The 15,938-nt window shown below is 63.7% G+C and carries 18 protein-coding genes; 15 read left to right on the forward strand and 3 right to left on the reverse strand.

The window, feature by feature from the left end; genetic code table 11:
- Nucleotides 1–38: 38 nt before the first annotated feature.
- Nucleotides 39–626 (reverse strand): serine O-acetyltransferase EpsC, encoded by a 588-nt coding sequence (epsC, locus tag BLS91_RS11445; protein WP_092340860.1) that lies wholly within the window; start codon nucleotides 624–626, stop codon nucleotides 39–41.
- Nucleotides 627–647: 21 nt separating this feature from the next.
- Nucleotides 648–1,598 carry a cysteine synthase A gene (gene cysK / locus BLS91_RS11450; RefSeq protein ID WP_194087802.1) on the reverse strand — a complete coding sequence of 317 codons (951 nt, stop codon included), beginning with the start codon at nucleotides 1,596–1,598 and terminating at the stop codon, nucleotides 648–650.
- A 90-nt stretch (nucleotides 1,599–1,688) separates the two neighbouring features.
- Here cysK and prmC point away from each other — a divergent pair, with 90 nt between their 5' ends.
- From prmC to BLS91_RS11520, 14 genes are all read left to right on the forward strand, one after another.
- Nucleotides 1,689–2,573, forward strand: a complete 885-nt coding sequence (prmC, locus tag BLS91_RS11455; protein WP_241983113.1) for a peptide chain release factor N(5)-glutamine methyltransferase — start codon at nucleotides 1,689–1,691, stop codon at nucleotides 2,571–2,573.
- Between the two features lie 62 nt (nucleotides 2,574–2,635).
- The gene (locus BLS91_RS11460; RefSeq protein WP_092340861.1) at nucleotides 2,636–3,448 is read left to right on the forward strand and encodes an L-threonylcarbamoyladenylate synthase; all 813 of its coding nucleotides are present in this window, start codon (nucleotides 2,636–2,638) and stop codon (nucleotides 3,446–3,448) included.
- Nucleotides 3,449–3,451: 3 nt separating this feature from the next.
- On the forward strand, nucleotides 3,452–4,732 hold the full coding sequence (locus BLS91_RS11465) for an MraY family glycosyltransferase (RefSeq protein WP_092340862.1): 1,281 nt from the start codon (nucleotides 3,452–3,454) through the stop codon (nucleotides 4,730–4,732).
- Nucleotides 4,729–5,202 (forward strand): Cg1360 family ATP-synthase-associated protein, encoded by a 474-nt coding sequence (locus BLS91_RS11470; RefSeq protein WP_092340863.1) that lies wholly within the window; start codon nucleotides 4,729–4,731, stop codon nucleotides 5,200–5,202. The genes BLS91_RS11465 and BLS91_RS11470 overlap by 4 nt, the downstream gene beginning before the upstream one ends.
- 195 nt (nucleotides 5,203–5,397) lie before the next feature.
- Nucleotides 5,398–6,186 carry a F0F1 ATP synthase subunit A gene (gene atpB, locus BLS91_RS11475; RefSeq protein WP_233197337.1) on the forward strand — a complete coding sequence of 263 codons (789 nt, stop codon included), beginning with the start codon at nucleotides 5,398–5,400 and terminating at the stop codon, nucleotides 6,184–6,186.
- 53 nt (nucleotides 6,187–6,239) lie between these two features.
- Nucleotides 6,240–6,479, forward strand: a complete 240-nt coding sequence (gene atpE / locus BLS91_RS11480; RefSeq protein ID WP_092340865.1) for an ATP synthase F0 subunit C — start codon at nucleotides 6,240–6,242, stop codon at nucleotides 6,477–6,479.
- 29 nt (nucleotides 6,480–6,508) lie between these two features.
- On the forward strand, nucleotides 6,509–7,069 hold the full coding sequence (locus tag BLS91_RS11485) for a F0F1 ATP synthase subunit B (protein WP_092341092.1): 561 nt from the start codon (nucleotides 6,509–6,511) through the stop codon (nucleotides 7,067–7,069).
- A gap of 3 nt (nucleotides 7,070–7,072) precedes the next feature.
- Nucleotides 7,073–7,870, forward strand: a complete 798-nt coding sequence (locus BLS91_RS11490) for a F0F1 ATP synthase subunit delta (RefSeq protein ID WP_092340866.1) — start codon at nucleotides 7,073–7,075, stop codon at nucleotides 7,868–7,870.
- Between the two features lie 102 nt (nucleotides 7,871–7,972).
- The gene (gene atpA, locus BLS91_RS11495) at nucleotides 7,973–9,610 is read left to right on the forward strand and encodes a F0F1 ATP synthase subunit alpha (protein ID WP_092341093.1); all 1,638 of its coding nucleotides are present in this window, start codon (nucleotides 7,973–7,975) and stop codon (nucleotides 9,608–9,610) included.
- Nucleotides 9,611–9,666: 56 nt separating this feature from the next.
- Nucleotides 9,667–10,569, forward strand: coding sequence for a F0F1 ATP synthase subunit gamma (locus BLS91_RS11500; RefSeq protein ID WP_092340867.1), 903 nt, complete (start codon nucleotides 9,667–9,669; stop codon nucleotides 10,567–10,569).
- Nucleotides 10,570–10,586: 17 nt separating this feature from the next.
- Nucleotides 10,587–12,050 carry a F0F1 ATP synthase subunit beta gene (gene atpD, locus BLS91_RS11505; RefSeq protein WP_092340868.1) on the forward strand — a complete coding sequence of 488 codons (1,464 nt, stop codon included), beginning with the start codon at nucleotides 10,587–10,589 and terminating at the stop codon, nucleotides 12,048–12,050.
- Nucleotides 12,051–12,052: 2 nt separating this feature from the next.
- On the forward strand, nucleotides 12,053–12,325 hold the full coding sequence (locus BLS91_RS11510) for a F0F1 ATP synthase subunit epsilon (protein ID WP_092340869.1): 273 nt from the start codon (nucleotides 12,053–12,055) through the stop codon (nucleotides 12,323–12,325).
- A 16-nt stretch (nucleotides 12,326–12,341) separates the two neighbouring features.
- Complete coding sequence (locus tag BLS91_RS11515; protein WP_092340870.1) at nucleotides 12,342–13,169, forward strand: YaaA family protein; 828 nt, start codon at nucleotides 12,342–12,344, stop codon at nucleotides 13,167–13,169.
- Entirely contained in the window at nucleotides 13,166–14,209 is a 1,044-nt protein-coding gene (locus BLS91_RS11520) for a malate dehydrogenase (RefSeq protein WP_476728482.1), read from the forward strand. Before BLS91_RS11515 ends, BLS91_RS11520 begins: the two co-directional genes overlap by 4 nt.
- Before the next feature lie 21 nt (nucleotides 14,210–14,230).
- Here the strand turns inward: BLS91_RS11520 and BLS91_RS11525 are convergent, their stop codons facing one another.
- Nucleotides 14,231–14,743 carry a methylated-DNA--[protein]-cysteine S-methyltransferase gene (locus tag BLS91_RS11525; protein ID WP_092340871.1) on the reverse strand — a complete coding sequence of 171 codons (513 nt, stop codon included), beginning with the start codon at nucleotides 14,741–14,743 and terminating at the stop codon, nucleotides 14,231–14,233.
- A 113-nt stretch (nucleotides 14,744–14,856) separates the two neighbouring features.
- Here BLS91_RS11525 and BLS91_RS11530 point away from each other — a divergent pair, with 113 nt between their 5' ends.
- Nucleotides 14,857–15,819, forward strand: coding sequence for an aldo/keto reductase (locus BLS91_RS11530; protein ID WP_092340873.1), 963 nt, complete (start codon nucleotides 14,857–14,859; stop codon nucleotides 15,817–15,819).
- The last annotated feature ends 119 nt before the right edge of the window (nucleotides 15,820–15,938 follow it).

A 15,938-nucleotide genomic window follows, 5' to 3' on the forward strand; every position in this document is an offset into this window, starting at 1 on the left:
AGGGACGGGGCCCTGGCCCCGTCCGCAGTTTCGACCGACTAGAGGTAGTACTCGGGTTCGAGGGTGCCGCCGCGCGCGGACTCGACCGTAGCGGGGGTTTGCGGGCGAATCGTCGCCGGCACGCCCACGAGCAGCGACCGCGGTGGAGCGCCCTTGGTCACTACGGCGTTGGAGCCGATCGTGCTCCAGGCACCGATCGTGATCGGGCCGAGAACCTTGGCGCCGGCCCCCACCGTGACACCGTCTTCCAGAAACGGATGCCGCCGCACACCGCGCGCATGCCCGTGACGGCTCTTGCCGCCCAGCGTCACCGCGTGGTACAACATGACATCGTCGCCGAGAATTGCCGTCTCACCGATCACGACGCCCATGCCGTGGTCGATGAACAACCGGCGGCCGATGGTCGCGCCCGGATGAATCTCAATCCCGGTCAGAAACCGGGTCACCTGGGACAGCAGACGAGCGGGCAGGTGCAGCCCGGCGCGCCATAACCGGTTAGCGACCCGATACGACCAGACCGCGTGCAGCCCACTGTAGGCCAGAAAAACCTCGGTGTTGCTGCGCGCGGCGGGGTCGTGGGTGCGCGCAGCCGCGATGTCTTCGCGGAGGCGCCGTAAGGGATTCATTGAAGGGCAGACAGCGTTCTCTTAGTCCAGTAGGTCTTCGTACAGCACCGTCGAAATGTACCGCTCGCCGAAGCCGGGAACAATCACGACGATGGTCTTGCCAGCGTTCTCGGGTAGTTTTGCCTGCTCGAGCGCAGCCCAGACAGCGGCGCCGCCGGAGATACCGCCGAGGATGCCCTCATCGGTGCCGAGTGAACGCGCCGTCGCGAGCGAGTCGGCCAGGGTCACATCGGTGATCGAGTCGTAGACCTCGCGGTTCAGGGTTTCCGGAACGAAGTTCGCGCCGAGGCCCTGAATTTTGTGCGGGCCGGGCTTTCCGCCGGTGAGAATGGGGGAGTCGATCGGCTCGACGCCGACAACCTTGAGGCGCGGCTTCTGGTCTTTGAGGTACCCGCCGGTGCCGGAAAGCGTTCCGCCGGTACCGATGCCCGCGACGAGAATGTCAACGGCACCCTCGGTGTCATTCCAGATTTCCGGGCCGGTCGTGGCGCGGTGGATGGCCGGGTTGGCCGGATTTGTGAACTGGCTGGCCAGAACCGCGCCCGGGGTGTTCGCGACGATCTCGGCGGCCTTCTCGACCGCGCCGCGCATGCCGTCGGCACCAGTCGTCAGCACAATTTTGGCGCCATAAGCGCGCATCATGACGCGGCGTTCCTTGCTCATGGTCTCCGGCATAGCCAGAATGACCGTGTAGCCGCGGGCGGCGCCGACCATAGCGAGGGCGATACCCGTGTTACCGCTGGTGGCTTCGACGATGGTTCCGCCCGGCTTCAGCGAGCCGTCCTTCTCGGCGGCGTTGATGATCGCGACGCCGATGCGGTCCTTGACACTGCTGGAGGGGTTGTAGAACTCGAGCTTCAAGAGCACGGTGGCGCCGAGGCCGGCGGTCAAACGGTTCAGCTTGACGAGGGGGGTCCCACCAACGGCTTCGGTGATGTCGGAATAGATCTTGGGCACGAGGGCAACTTTCATTCGGTTTTCATTCGGTGAAATTCGGTGTGAGGGCCGTCTTCAGCCTATGTCTCCCGGCCGAAAATCAGTTGGTGCGTTACATTTCACTACGTGCCTTCTTTAGATTCTGACCTGCCCCAGACCATCACTTCCTTGCGAAAACGAGCGATCAGCGTACTGACCGCAGCCGGCATCACCGATCCCGAGGTCGACGCCGACCTGCTGATCGGCCACGTGCTCGGCCAGAGCCGCGGCGAAGTGCAGGCCGGCAGCTTCCTGAATCGACCGGTTAGCCAAGCGGATGCCGCCACCATCATCGCCCTGCTGGCCCGCCGCAGCGGGCGCGAACCCCTGCAACACATAACAGGGCGGGCCCCGTTCCGCTCCCTCTCCCTGAATGTGGGCCCCGGCGTGTTCGTGCCGAGACCCGAAACCGAGCAGGTCGCCCAGTTCGCCATCGACGCCCTGCGTTCCATGCCCGATCCGGAGCCGATCGGCATCGACCTCGGCACCGGAAGCGGCGCGATCGCCCTGGCCCTGGCCACCGAGGTGCCGCACGCGCGCATCTTCGCGATCGAAAACTCGCCGGAAGCGTTCCCCTGGACCACCCGCAACTTCGACGAGATCGGCGCCGCCAACGCCACCCTCGCCTTCGGTGACCTCGCCGACGCGTTCGTCGAACTGGACGGCACGGTGGCCGTCGTCATCTCCAATCCGCCCTACATTCCAGCGGATGCTATTCCCCGCGACCCCGAGGTGCGCCTGTTCGACCCAGCCCAGGCCCTGTTCGGCGGCCCGGACGGACTCGACGTGGTGCACAGCGTGTCAGCAACTGGGCTGCGCCTGCTGCGCGCGGGGGGTGTGCTCGTGATCGAGCACGGCGAGCTGCAGGGCGCCGCGATCCGCCAGCTGCTGGCAGCCGACGGATGGCGTGCCCCGGCCACCCACCGCGACTACACCAGCCGGGACCGGGCCACGACAGCACTGCACCCTTAAACGGAACCCCGCCAGTCGGCGCATCCGCTCTTCACGACAGCACTGGGTTAGAATTGCCGGAAATGACACGCATCTACGATTGCACGAGCGACTCGACCACGGACGAATCCACCACGAGCGAAAACTACAGCGCGCATATCGCTCTGGCGCGCACGGCCATCGGTCGCGGGGCGCTCGTCGTCATCCCCACCGACACGGTCTACGGAGTGGCCGCTGACGCGTTCAACGCTGAAGCCGTTCAGCTGCTCCTCGACGCGAAGGGCCGCAGCCGGCAGTCGCCGCCACCGGTTCTCATTCCCGGAATTCCCACCCTCGACGCCCTCGCCGTCGACGTGCCGCAGCCGGTCCGCGACCTGGTCGCAGCGTTCTGGCCCGGCGGACTCACTGTCATCGTCAACGCCCAGCCCTCGCTGGTCTGGGATCTCGGCGAAACCCGCGGCACGGTGGCACTGCGCATGCCGAGCAACCAAGTTGCACTCGATCTGCTCGCCGAAACCGGCCCGCTCGCCGTGTCCAGCGCCAACCTGAGCGGGATGCCGGCCACCACCGACGCCCAGGCTGCTGAAGCGGCCCTCGGCGAGAGCGTCGACGTGTACCTCGACGGCGGCACCGCCGGCAGTACCTATGAGAGCGTGTTTGGTCAGACCGGCGACGGCTCATCGACGATCGTGGACGCCACCGGTTTCGAGACCAACGGCGGTTTTCTGCACATCGTGCGTAGCGGCGTCATCTCCCGCGACGCGATCGTGGCCGTCGTGGGCGATGTGCTCGCTGCCGCGCCGGCCGTTCCCGGGTTCCCGGCGATCTCGGCCGAAGCGGAAGCGACACCCACCCTCGCCGCCCCATCTCAGGACGAAACGGATGCCGACCGGTAGCCCATGACTCTTTTCCTCCTGCTCGCGCTCGTTTCGGCGATCGTCACCTTCGTGCTGTCGATCGTGGTCTACAAACTCAGCCACAAGTACCGCCTGTACCCGAAGATTCGCGAACGCGACGTGCACACCCGGCCCACTCCGCGCCTCGGCGGTATCGCCATGTTCCTTGGCATCGTCATCGCCTTTGGCGTGGCCTACCTCGCTGCGGGGGCCTTCGCGCCCCTGCGACTCGTCTTCGCTGACCCGCAGCAGATTTTAGCTATTCTCGGTGCTGCCCTGCTGATCGTGCTGGTCGGCGTCGCCGACGACATCTGGGACCTCGACTGGATGACCAAACTCGCCGGCCAGTTCATCGCTGCCGGCCTCGTGGCCTGGCAGGGCGTTCAGATTTACTCTCTACCGATTGGCGGTCTGACGGTTTGGAGCGGCTGGACGTCGATCGTTGTCACGGTCGTCGCCATCGTCGTGGTCATGAACATGATCAACTTCATCGACGGGCTCGACGGCCTGGTCACCGGTGTCGCCCTCATCGCTAACGGGGTGTTCTTTCTCTACAGTTATCTGCTCGTGCGCGACACCTCACCGACCAACTACTTCAACCTGGCATCGCTGATCGCCGCCATTCTGGTCGGCGCCTGCGTGGGGTTCCTCCCGCTGAACTGGCATCCGGCCAAGATGTTCATGGGTGATGCCGGCGCGCTGCTGGTGGGCCTGTTGATGGCGACCAGCGCGATCGCGATCACTGGTCAGATCGACCCGACGGCTACCAGCCGCTCGCAGCTGTTCCCGGCCTTCATCCCCATCCTGCTGCCGGTAGCGATCATGATCATTCCACTGCTCGACTTTGGGCTCGCGGTCATCCGCCGGGTGCACGCCGGTAAATCGCCGTTCAGCGCCGACCGAAAACACCTGCACCACCGGCTGCTCGATATGGGGCACTCCCACCTGCACGCCGTTCTGATCTTCTATGGGTGGACGGCCGCAGCATCCATTGGCTGCCTGCTGTATTACATACTGCCGGTCTACTTCGGCCTGCCGACCTGGTACGGGACCATCTTTCTGGTGACGTCGCTGCTCATCTGCACCATCGTCACGCTCGCACCGCTCGGCCGCCGCAAGACCGGGGAATGGCTTAGCCAGTCCGCACCAGTGCAGTTGGCAGTACTGGACGAGCTCGACCCACTCGACGAGGCCGCCCAAGTCCAGCCCGCCCCAGCCACACCAGAACCACACACGACACGAGCGACCGCCATTGTGGCGGCGCCTGCCGAGGAGAACGTATGAGAACCAACGACACCGTCCGCACTCAGCCCACATCGATCCCGGTGCTGCGCCGCATCCTGATTTACGGGGGCTGGGTCGCCCTGGCAATCGCTGTTGTCGGATCGGTTATCGGCTACCTCGTCGACGGCGGTACCGGTGTGCTCAGCGCGCTGATCGGTACGGCCATGTCGGTCGCGTTCATGGGTATCACGGCTGGCAGCATTCTGCTAGCCAATCGGGTCGCCGGCAAAGAGTCCGCCATCGGTGGCTTCTTCGGCATCATCATGGGCGGCTGGCTGCTCAAGTTCGTGGTGTTCCTGGTGCTGCTGGTCGTGCTGCAGGACCGCGAGTGGATCCAGCCGATGGTGCTGTTCTTCTGCATTATTGCCGGGGTTGTCGGGTCGCTCGTCGTCGACGCCGTCGTCGTCATGAAGAGCCGGATGCCCTACGCCAGCGACGCCACCTTGCCCCCGGCCCCGGTCGACGAGTAACCCTACGACCCATCTGCCCACGGATCCCGCTCACGATTCGGCTCAGCGCCTGATCTTTGCTAGAGTAAAAAGCGATCCCACCCCGGTTTGCACATGCTTTACAGCGTCGTAAACCTGCCCATATTCGTCGATGCGCGAGCAGAGCTCACCGCCCCGAAACAGGAGAAAGCGCTGCTAGAAATCGCCGTAAACCTGATGGTCCCGTCTGCCACCGGCGACGGTGAATTTCACGGTCCCTCCATCAATGAGTTCTTCCCCGATGTAATTTTCTTTGCGGATACTCCGTTCGAGATCAACCGCATCATTCTGATTCGTTTCCTCGCGGTCGCGGTTTTGATGCTGGTCTTCTGGCTCGGCACCCGCCGCATGAAGATCATTCCGACCCGCGGCCAGAGCCTGGCCGAAATGGGACTCGACTTCGTTCGCGTCAACATCGCCGAAGACCTGCTCGGAAAGAAAGACGGCAAGCGTTTTCTGCCGCTTCTGACGACCATCTTTTTCATGGTGTTGTTCATGAACATCACCGGAATCATTCCGTTCCTGAATATTGCCGGAACCTCGGTGATCGGAGTGCCGCTGCTTCTCGGTGTCATCTCCTACGGAACGTTCATCTACGCCGGCGTCAAGAAGAGTCCAGCGAAGTTCTTCCGCAACTCGCTCTTCCCGCCCGGAGTGCCCAAGGGCCTGTACCTCATCGTGACGCCGATCGAATTTATCTCGACGTTCCTGGTGCGACCGGTCACCCTGACGCTCCGACTGATGATGAACATGATCGTCGGGCACCTCCTGCTCGTGCTGTTCTTCAGCGCCACCCAGTTTTTCTTCTTCACTGCGGATGGCGGGTTCAAGCTCTTCGGCGCTGGCACCCTCGTCTTCGGCTTCGCCTTCACGCTCTTTGAAGTGCTGATCGCCGTCCTCCAGGCTTACATTTTCGCCCTACTCACCGCCGTCTACATCCAGCTCGCGCTGGCTGAGGAACACTAGACACTTTAGGAATCCGGCATTCGCCGCATTCACCACTACGGAAGGAAACACACGTGGACGCAACAACCGTTCTCGCGGAAATCAGCGGAAACATCGCGACCGTCGGTTATGGCCTCGCAGCCATCGGCCCGGCAATCGGTGTAGGTATCGTCGTTGGCAAGACCATCGAGGGTGTCGCTCGTCAGCCTGAGCTGGCCGGCCGACTGCAGGTACTGATGTACATCGGTATCGCCTTCACCGAGGCACTCGCCTTCATCGGCATCGCCACCTACTTCATTTTCACCGGCGTCTAAACCTCTTCACTAACTAGTTAGGAGGCATGATGCTTCACGCAGTAATTGCAGCCGCGACCGAAGAAGCGGCAAAGAACCCGCTCATCCCTGAGTGGTACGACATCATCTGGTCGGCGGTCTGCTTTGTCGTGATTTTGTTCTTCTTCTGGAAGCTTGTGCTGCCCAGAATGCAGAAGCTTCTTGACGACCGTGCAGAAGCCATCGAGGGCAACATCGCCAAGGCCGACGACGCCCAGCGCAAGGCTGAAGCTGCACTCGCGGCGTACACAGCCCAGCTGGCTGACGCCCGTGCCGAAGCCGGTGCCATTCGTGATCAGGCCCGCACCGACGGCCAGCGCATCGTCGCTGAGCACAAGGAGCAGGCTGCGGCCGAGGCCGGTCGCATCGCGGCCAGTGCCAAGACGCAGATCGAAGCCGAACGCTTGGCCGCCGTCGTCTCGCTTCGCAGTGAGGTCGGCACCCTTGCCATTGACCTCGCTTCGGGCGTCATCGGTGAAAGCCTGTCCGACGACGCAAAGGCCAGCGCCATCGTCGATCGTTTCCTGGCAGAACTCGAAGCCAGCGAAGCACCAGCAGCAGGAAAGATCTAGCAAATGGGAAGCGCCACCAGAGAAGCACTCGCCACGTCGAGGGCGGCCCTGTCCGTCCCGGGCGGCACGACTGATCTGGCGACGGGCGAAAGCCTGTTCGGCGCCGGTCGAGTAATCGGGTCGTCGTCCCAGCTGTTGTCAGCACTCGGCGACGCCTCAGCGGATGCTGCGGCCAAGGTCACCCTCGTACGCGCCGTTTTCGGTGCCAACGTGACGCCTCGGGCACTCGACCTGCTCGCAGCGGCCGTCTTTGAACGCTGGTCCAGCCACGACGACCTGCTCGCCGGGATCGAAGAACTGGGCCTACGGGCATCCGCCCTCTCTACTCCGGCCGGAACGTCGATCGGGGGCGAGCTCTTCGCCTTCGGTAAGACGGTGTCCTCGGACGCTGAGCTGGAGCTGGCCCTGGCCAGCAAGCTCGGCAAGCCTGGCGCCAAGGCAGCCCTGGTCGAAAAGCTGCTGGACGGTAAAGTCTCCGGTCAGACGCTCGCCATTGTTCGTCACCTGGTGCAGCAGCCTCGCGGCCGCCGCATCGGCGAACTGCTGCGACACGCAGCAGCAGTCGTCGCGGACGAGTCCGGCACGTCGATCGGCACCATCACGTCGGCGAGCGTTCTCACGGCCGATCAGCTCGCTCGCTTGCAGAAGAACCTCCAGTTGCGTCACGGACGAGCACTCACCATCAACCAGGTCGTTGACCCGGAATTGGTCGGCGGAGTGCGCGTGCAAATCGGCGACCTGGTCATCGATGGCAGCATTGCAACCCGCCTGGCAGATTTGAGACTCCAGCTCGCTCGCTGAGTCACCTCAGCAGCACCAAAAACCCAGCAGTACCAGATGACTCAGGGCGGCAGCGTCCTCGAACAGACAGAACCTGTACTTTCGTACAGAAAAGGGAAGATGATGGCAGAACTAACGATCAGCCCCGATGAGATCCGTGGCGCTCTCCAGGACTTCGTGAAGTCCTACGAGCCGAACAAGACATCAACGACCGAGGTCGGCTACGTCACCACGGCCGGCGACGGTATCGCCCACGTTGAGGGCTTGCCCGGCGTGATGGCGAACGAGCTCATCAAATTCGCCGATGGCACCCTGGGCCTGGCCCAGAACCTCGACGAAGACGAGATCGGCGTCGTCGTACTCGGCGAGTTCGGCGGCATCGTTGAGGGCATGGAGGTGCACCGCACCGGCGAGGTTCTCTCTGTTCCGGTCGGCGACGGCTACCTCGGCCGTGTTGTCGATCCGCTCGGCGCCCCCATCGACGGACTCGGCGACATCGCGACCGAAGGCCGTCGTGCCCTCGAACTGCAGGCCCCCGGCGTCATGAGCCGCAAGTCGGTTCATGAGCCGATGCAGACCGGCATCAAGGCCATCGACGCCATGATCCCGATCGGCCGCGGCCAGCGTCAGCTGATCATCGGTGACCGCCAGACCGGCAAGACCGCGATCGCCATCGACACCATCATCAACCAGAAGGCCAACTGGGAGTCCGGCGACAGCAACAAGCAGGTTCGTTGCATCTACGTCGCCATCGGCCAGAAGGGCTCCACCATCGCCTCGGTGAAGGGTGCGCTCGAGGATGCCGGAGCGATGGAGTACACCACCATCGTCGCCGCTCCCGCCTCTGACCCGGCCGGCTTCAAGTACCTCGCCCCGTACACCGGCTCGGCCATCGGCCAGCACTGGATGTACGCCGGCAAGCACGTTCTCATCGTCTTCGATGACCTCTCCAAGCAGGCCGAGGCCTACCGTGCGGTATCGCTGCTGCTGCGTCGCCCGCCGGGACGCGAAGCATACCCCGGAGACGTCTTCTACCTGCACTCCCGTCTGCTCGAGCGTTGTGCCAAGCTTTCCGACGAGCTCGGCGCCGGATCAATGACCGGTCTCCCGATCATCGAGACCAAGGCGAACGACGTTGCCGCGTACATCCCCACCAACGTGATCTCGATCACCGACGGCCAGATCTTTCTCCAGTCCGACCTGTTCAACGCCAACCAGCGTCCGGCAGTCGATGTCGGCATCTCGGTCTCCCGTGTCGGTGGCGACGCTCAGGTCAAGTCGATCAAGAAGGTCTCCGGAACGCTCAAGCTCGAGCTGGCTCAGTACCGTTCGCTCGAGGCCTTTGCAATGTTCGCCTCCGACCTGGATGCGGCCAGCCGTCGTCAGCTCGCCCGCGGCGCCCGCCTCACCGAACTGCTGCGCCAGCCGCAGTACTCGCCGTACCCCGTTGAGGACCAGGTCGTCTCGATCTGGGCCGGCATCAACGGCAAGCTCGACGAGGTTCCGGTTCCCGACGTGCTGCGCTTCGAACGCGAACTGCTCGACTTCCTCGGTCGCAACACCGAGGTTCTGAAGACCCTGCGCGAGACGAACGTTCTCTCCGACGAGACCGTCACCGCTCTCACGGCCGGTGTCGACAAGTTCAAGCTCGAGTTCCAGACCGGCGAGGGTAAGCCGCTCGCCTCGGTCAGCAAAGAAAAGTTTGAAGCCATCGCAGTTGAAGACGTCAACCAGGAAAAGATCGTCAAGCACCGCCGCTAGTCGATACGACTTGCAGCAACTGACGACGCCAAACTGAAAGACAAGGAAGCAGACACATGGGAGCGCAACTTCGGGTCTACCGGCAGAAGATCAAGTCTGCCCAGACGACCAAGAAGATCACTCGGGCCATGGAGCTGATCTCCGCCTCGCGCATCCAGAAAGCGCAGGCGCGAGTCGCTGCGTCAACCCCGTATTCGCGAGCGGTCACCCGCGCCGTATCGGCCGTGGCCACGTACTCCAACGTGGAACACGTGCTCACAACCGAGCCGGAGACGATCAGCCGTGCTGCGGTGGTCATCTTCGCTTCGGACCGTGGCCTGGCGGGTGCCTTCAGCTCCCAGGTGTTGCGTGAGGCAGAGTCGCTCAGCGAACTGCTGCGCAGCCAGGGCAAGGACATCGTCTACTTCCTGGTCGGCCGTAAGGCCATCGCCTACTTCAGCTTTCGGGGCCGCGCGTCGGAGCGAATCTGGACCGGCGGCACCGACCAGCCGCAGTTCGAGACTGCCAAGGAAATCGGTGAGGCCCTGCTGGAATCGTTCCTGCGGGACGCTTCCGACGGCGGCGTCGACGAGATTCACATCGTTTACAACCGTTTCGTGAGCATGGTCACCCAGGTGCCAGAGGTCGTTCGACTGTTGCCCCTCGAAGTTGTCGAGGGTGTGGAAGAACCAGGCGACAACAAGGTTCTTCCGCTCTACGAGTTCGAGCCCGACGTCGAAACGGTTTTGGACAGCCTCCTCCCGGTGTACATCGAGAGTCGCCTGTTCAACGCGATGCTGCAGTCGGCGGCATCTGAACATGCAAGCCGCCAGAAGGCAATGAAGTCGGCCAGCGACAACGCCGACAAGCTGATCACGGACTACACCCGCCTGTCCAACAACGCGCGGCAATCCGAGATCACCCAGCAGATTTCCGAGATCGTGGGTGGAGCCGATGCGCTCTCATCCGCCAAGAAGTAACCAGAGAAGAGAGAGCAATGACTGACACCGCAACCGCGCCAGTCCGCGCGGAGGATACGGCCGGTTCTGTTGGCCGCATCGCCCGTGTCACGGGCCCCGTTGTCGACATCGAGTTTCCGCACGACTCGATCCCCGGCATCTACAACGCCCTGAAGACCACGATCACCATCGGCGACGAGTCGAACGAGATCACCCTCGAGGTTGCCCTGCACCTCGGTGACGACCTGGTTCGTGCCATCGCGCTCAACCCGACCGACGGACTTGTCCGCGGCCAGGAAGTGCGCGACACCGGCAGCCCCATCACGGTGCCGGTTGGAAACGTCACGAAGGGCAAGGTCTTCAACGTCATCGGCGATGTCCTCAACGCCAAGCCGGGCGAGAAGATCGAGATCACCGAGCGCTGGCCCATCCACCGCAAGCCGCCGGCCTTCGACCAGCTCGAGTCCAAGACTCAACTGTTCGAAACCGGCATCAAGGTCATCGACCTTCTCACGCCGTACGTTCTCGGTGGAAAGATCGGCCTGTTCGGTGGTGCCGGAGTCGGCAAGACCGTACTCATCCAGGAAATGATCCAGCGTGTTGCCCAGGACCACGGTGGAGTATCAGTGTTCGCCGGCGTTGGCGAACGTACCCGTGAGGGCAACGACCTCATCGCCGAGATGGAGGAAGCCGGCGTCTTCGACAAGACCGCCCTGGTCTTCGGCCAGATGGACGAGCCGCCGGGAACGCGTCTGCGTGTCGCGCTCTCCGCCCTCACCATGGCTGAGTACTTCCGCGACGTGGAGAAGCAAGACGTGTTGCTCTTCATCGACAACATCTTCCGCTTCACCCAGGCCGGTTCCGAGGTGTCGACCCTGCTGGGCCGGATGCCTTCCGCAGTGGGCTACCAGCCGAACCTGGCCGACGAGATGGGCATCCTGCAGGAGCGCATCACCTCGACCCGTGGCCACTCGATCACCTCGCTTCAGGCGATCTACGTTCCCGCCGACGACTACACCGACCCGGCACCGGCGACCACCTTCGCCCACCTCGACGCGACCACCGAGCTGTCTCGTGAAATCGCGTCGAAGGGCCTGTACCCGGCCGTCGACCCGCTCACCTCGACCAGCCGTATCCTCGACCCCCGCTACCTGGGTGCCGATCACTACAACACGGCCGTACGCGTCAAAGCGATTCTGCAGAAGAACAAGGAACTCCAGGAGATCATCGCGATCCTCGGTGTTGACGAGCTCTCTGAAGAAGACAAGGTCACAGTTTCGCGTGCCCGTCGTATTCAGCAGTTCCTCTCCCAGAACACCTACATGGCGAAGAAGTTCACCGGTGTCGAGGGTTCCACTGTTCCGCTCAAGGACACCATTGAATCGTTCACGGCAATCGCCAACGGTGACTTCGACCACGTAGCTGAGCAGGCTTTCTTCAACGTCGGTGGCATCAACGACGTCGAAGAGAAGTGGGCTCAGATTCAGAAGGAGAACGACTAAGCATGGCGAAGTCGCTGTCCGTCAGCGTTGTCTCGGCCGACCACCAGGTGTGGACGGGCGAGGCGACGATGGTTGTCGCCAAGACCGTCGAGGGCGAGATTGGCATCCTGGCCGGTCACGAACCGATGTTGGCGATCCTGGCCGTGGGTGACGTTCGTCTCACCCTGCCTGATGGCTCCAAAGTTCTGGCCCAGGCCGAGGATGGATTCCTGTCGGTCGACAACGACATGGTCACCATCGTGGCGCGCAAGGCTGAACTCGTGGGTTCCAAATAACCCGTCTGAACCACCAGTGCTGATACTGCTTCCGCCGTCGGAGACGAAACGCTCCGGCGGCGAAGCTGTACCCCTGGACTGGACCACACTCGCTTATCCGGCCCTGACGGTGAAACGTCGGGTGCTCGCGCGGGCGCTGGTCTCCCTGGCGCGGCATCCCGAGGACGCCCGTGCCGCCCTCAAGCTGGGCCGCACCCAGCTGTTCGAAATCGACCGCAACCGCGAGCTGCTGACGTCTCCTACGCTTCCCGTCATCGACCGCTACACCGGCGTGCTCTTCGACGGGCTGGATGCTGCCACCCTGTCGGCTGCGCAGCGCCAGTTCGCGCACGCCCACCTGGTCGTACACTCCGCACTGCTCGGCCCGCTCGCCGCCCTCGACCCCATTCCGGCGTACCGGCTGTCGCACGATTCACGAGTGCCGAACGTGACCCTGGCCAGCCACACGCTCAAACAGCACTGGAGTGCCGCGGTGGCGACGCTCCTCAGCCAGACCGACGGACTGCTGCTCGACCTGCGATCCGAGGCCTATGTGGCGCTAGGAGCGAAGCCCGTGCGGCCGGATTCGCTGTACCTGCGGGTGGTCGCCGATTCCGGAGACGGGCAGAAGCGTGCCCTGAACCACTTCAACAAGAAATCCAAGGGCGAATTCACGCGCGCCCTGCTTCAACACGAACACGAGTTCACGACGGCGAGCGAACTGATCGACTGGGCCCAATCGGTCGGAATTCGCCTCGGTCAGGGCGCACCCGGCGAACTGGAGCTCGTCGTTGAACAACACCTCGCTGCGGCCGGCCGGCCGGCCGCATCCACGATCTATTCTGGGGTTAGGCTGGGCGCGTGAGTACAGACGCCAGCACCTTTTCCCCAGCGGTCAACGTTCCCATTCTTCGGCAACCGGTTAATGTCACCGTCACCGGTGCCGGCGGACAGATTGGCTATGCGCTGTTGTTTCGCATTGCCGCTGGCGCCTTGCTGGGACCGACGACGCCGATCCGCCTCACCCTGCTGGAAATACCCCAGGGGCTGAAAGCCGCGGAGGGCACTGCGCTCGAACTCGAGGACTGTGCCTTCGGCCTGCTGCGCGGGGTAACGGTCACCGATGACCCCACGGTGGCGTTCGACGGAGTAAACATTGCGCTTCTGGTCGGCTCCCGCCCGCGAGGACCTGGCATGGAACGTGCCGACCTGCTGGGCGCCAACGGTCGCATCTTCGGGCCGCAGGGTGCGGCCATCAACGCCGGCGCCGCCGACGACGTGCGCGTGCTCGTGGTGGGCAACCCCGCCAATACGAATGCCCTCATCGCGGCCGCACACGCGCCCGACGTGCCGAGTGACCGCTTCACCGCCATGACCCGGCTCGACCACAACCGCGCCGTCGGGCAATTGGCCAACCACCTTGACGTGGCCGTCGGGGCGATTCACGGATTGACCGTGTGGGGAAACCACTCGGCGACTCAATACCCGGATGTCTTCCACGCGACCGCCCAGGGTCGAGCGGTGAGTGAGCTGGTCGACGAGCAGTGGCTCGCGGAGACGTTCATTCCGCGCGTCGCCCAGCGCGGGTCGGAGATCATCGCCGTGCGGGGCGGCTCCTCGGTCGCCTCCGCCGCCAACGCGGCCATCGACCACGTCGGAGACTGGGTCACCGGCCGCGGCACGGATTGGACCAGCGCCGGGGTAGTCTCAGACGGCTCGTACGACGTTCCGCCCGGACTGGTCTGCTCGTTTCCGGTGCGCTCCGTTGATGGGCAGTGGCGCATCGTGACCGGGCTGCAACAAGGCGAATTCTCCCGCAGTCGAATTGCGGCCTCTGTTGCCGAACTCGTGGAGGAACGCGACGCGGTACGGGCCCTCGGCCTGCTGCCAGTCGGCCGCCGCTGAAACCGCGGCTTCACTGGTCGGTTACCGGTGTGCGATGCCCTCGTGGCTGAGCAGCCAGGCCTTGGTCGGGATGCCCTCTCCTGCGCTGTAGCCGGTGATCTGGCCACTGGTCGCGAGCACTCGGTGGCAGCCGATGATGATCGGCACCGGATTCGCGCCAACGGCCCCACCGATGGCGCGGCCCGATCCGGGCCGTCCAATGTCGTTGCCGAGCGCACCATACGAGATGACATCGCCGAATGTGAGGCTGGCCAGCCTCGCCCAGACGCTGCGCTGAAATTCGGTGCCGCGGGTGAGGTGCACGGGCAGGTCGAACGTCTGCCGGGTTCCGGCGAAGTACTCGCCGAGCTGTTCGGCCGCCCGTTGCAATACCGGGGAGGGCTCCTCTGGGGTCGCGTCGAGCGGCAGCTGGCCGTCGGTTTCGATGGAAAGGGAAAGGATGCCCTCATCGTCGGCGGTGAGTTCGAGCCGGCCGATCGGGCTGGGGAGGCGGAGTAGGTGCGCGGGAGTGAGTGCAGTCGGGATGCTGTCCATGATTCGACTGTAGCTGCCACCCTCGGCGTCGCCTCGCGGGTTTCGGACATCGGTGCACAACCGCCGAGTACCTTCTCCTGTGCAGGAGGTGGCTGCGCCCCTAGTCTGTAGGGATGGCTCAAATTGAATATCGCAGACTTGGCTCATCCGGATTGACCGTCTCGACGATCGGGCTCGGGTGCAACAATTTCGGGCGCACCGGAACCGCGTCAGAAACCCAGGACGGCACGACGGCGGTTATCGATGCTGCCTTCGAAGCCGGGGTGACGCTGTTCGACACCGCCGATATCTACGGTGCCGAGCGTGGCCTCAGCGAAACGCTCATGGGGCACTCGCTGCGCGGCAAGCGCGACCAGATCGTGCTCGCCTCGAAATTCGGCATGGATATGGGCGGCCTGAACGGTCCGGACTGGGGCGCGCGGGGCTCACGCCGGTACATCCGTTTGGCCGTCGAGGCATCGCTGCGTCGGCTGCAGACCGACTGGATTGACCTCTACCAGCTGCACGTTCCCGACTCGTCAACACCCATCGAAGAGACGCTGTCCACCCTGCACGACCTCATCACCGAGGGCAAGATCCGTTACATTGGTCACTCCAACCTGGCCGGGTGGCAGATCGCCGAGGCCGACTTCACCGCTCGCATGAACGGGCACCCAGCGTTCATTTCAAGCCAGAACGAATACAGTCTGCTCGTGCGCGATGTCGAAGACGAGGTATTGCCGGCGGTGAACGCCTTCGGTCTCGGGTTTCTGCCCTTCTTCCCGCTCTACAACGGCCTGTTCACCGGCAAATTCTCCCGCACGGGCGGGCCAGCCGACAGCCGCATCATGATGATCAGGCGCCATCTCGCCGACGATGCCCCGTGGGACGTGATCGAGCAGTATCAGGAATGGTGCGACGCGCGCGGCGTGACCATGCTGGCGGCGACGTTCGCCTGGCTTCTGGCCCAGCCCGGCCTGACCAGCGTTATCGCCGGCGCCACCAAACCCGAGCAGATTCGACAAAACTCGGACGCGGCGACGTCGTGGCAGCCGTCGGTCGATGAAGTTGCCTACATTTCAAACCTTTTCGCCTGAACGCAGCAGGTGAAGTCGGCGCACGAGTCGGTGTTTTCTGCGCAGAGCGCAATATTTTTAGTCGACGACGTGCCGGTAAGAGTGCACTATTGCTTCAGTGGTTGCTGCGCCCGACCCAT

The organism is Cryobacterium flavum, assembly GCF_900103805.1.
Taxonomy (GTDB): domain Bacteria; phylum Actinomycetota; class Actinomycetes; order Actinomycetales; family Microbacteriaceae; genus Cryobacterium; species Cryobacterium flavum.

What these genes read in the sequence shown, in the direction of transcription:
- atpA (WP_092341093.1), top strand. Translation starts at nt 7,973, where the DNA reads ATGGCAGAACTAACGATCAGCCCCGATGAGATCCGTGGCGCTCTCCAG.
- atpB (WP_233197337.1), top strand. Translation starts at nt 5,398, where the DNA reads ATGGTCCCGTCTGCCACCGGCGACGGTGAATTTCACGGTCCCTCCATC.
- cysK (WP_194087802.1), bottom strand. Translation starts at nt 1,598, where the DNA reads ATGAAAGTTGCCCTCGTGCCCAAGATCTATTCCGACATCACCGAAGCC.
- BLS91_RS11525 (WP_092340871.1), bottom strand. Translation starts at nt 14,743, where the DNA reads ATGGACAGCATCCCGACTGCACTCACTCCCGCGCACCTACTCCGCCTC.
- atpD (WP_092340868.1), top strand. Translation starts at nt 10,587, where the DNA reads ATGACTGACACCGCAACCGCGCCAGTCCGCGCGGAGGATACGGCCGGT.
- BLS91_RS11460 (WP_092340861.1), top strand. Translation starts at nt 2,636, where the DNA reads ATGACACGCATCTACGATTGCACGAGCGACTCGACCACGGACGAATCC.
- BLS91_RS11465 (WP_092340862.1), top strand. Translation starts at nt 3,452, where the DNA reads ATGACTCTTTTCCTCCTGCTCGCGCTCGTTTCGGCGATCGTCACCTTC.
- BLS91_RS11490 (WP_092340866.1), top strand. Translation starts at nt 7,073, where the DNA reads ATGGGAAGCGCCACCAGAGAAGCACTCGCCACGTCGAGGGCGGCCCTG.
- BLS91_RS11530 (WP_092340873.1), top strand. Translation starts at nt 14,857, where the DNA reads ATGGCTCAAATTGAATATCGCAGACTTGGCTCATCCGGATTGACCGTC.
- BLS91_RS11510 (WP_092340869.1), top strand. Translation starts at nt 12,053, where the DNA reads ATGGCGAAGTCGCTGTCCGTCAGCGTTGTCTCGGCCGACCACCAGGTG.
- BLS91_RS11470 (WP_092340863.1), top strand. Translation starts at nt 4,729, where the DNA reads ATGAGAACCAACGACACCGTCCGCACTCAGCCCACATCGATCCCGGTG.
- BLS91_RS11485 (WP_092341092.1), top strand. Translation starts at nt 6,509, where the DNA reads ATGCTTCACGCAGTAATTGCAGCCGCGACCGAAGAAGCGGCAAAGAAC.
- BLS91_RS11500 (WP_092340867.1), top strand. Translation starts at nt 9,667, where the DNA reads ATGGGAGCGCAACTTCGGGTCTACCGGCAGAAGATCAAGTCTGCCCAG.
- epsC (WP_092340860.1), bottom strand. Translation starts at nt 626, where the DNA reads ATGAATCCCTTACGGCGCCTCCGCGAAGACATCGCGGCTGCGCGCACC.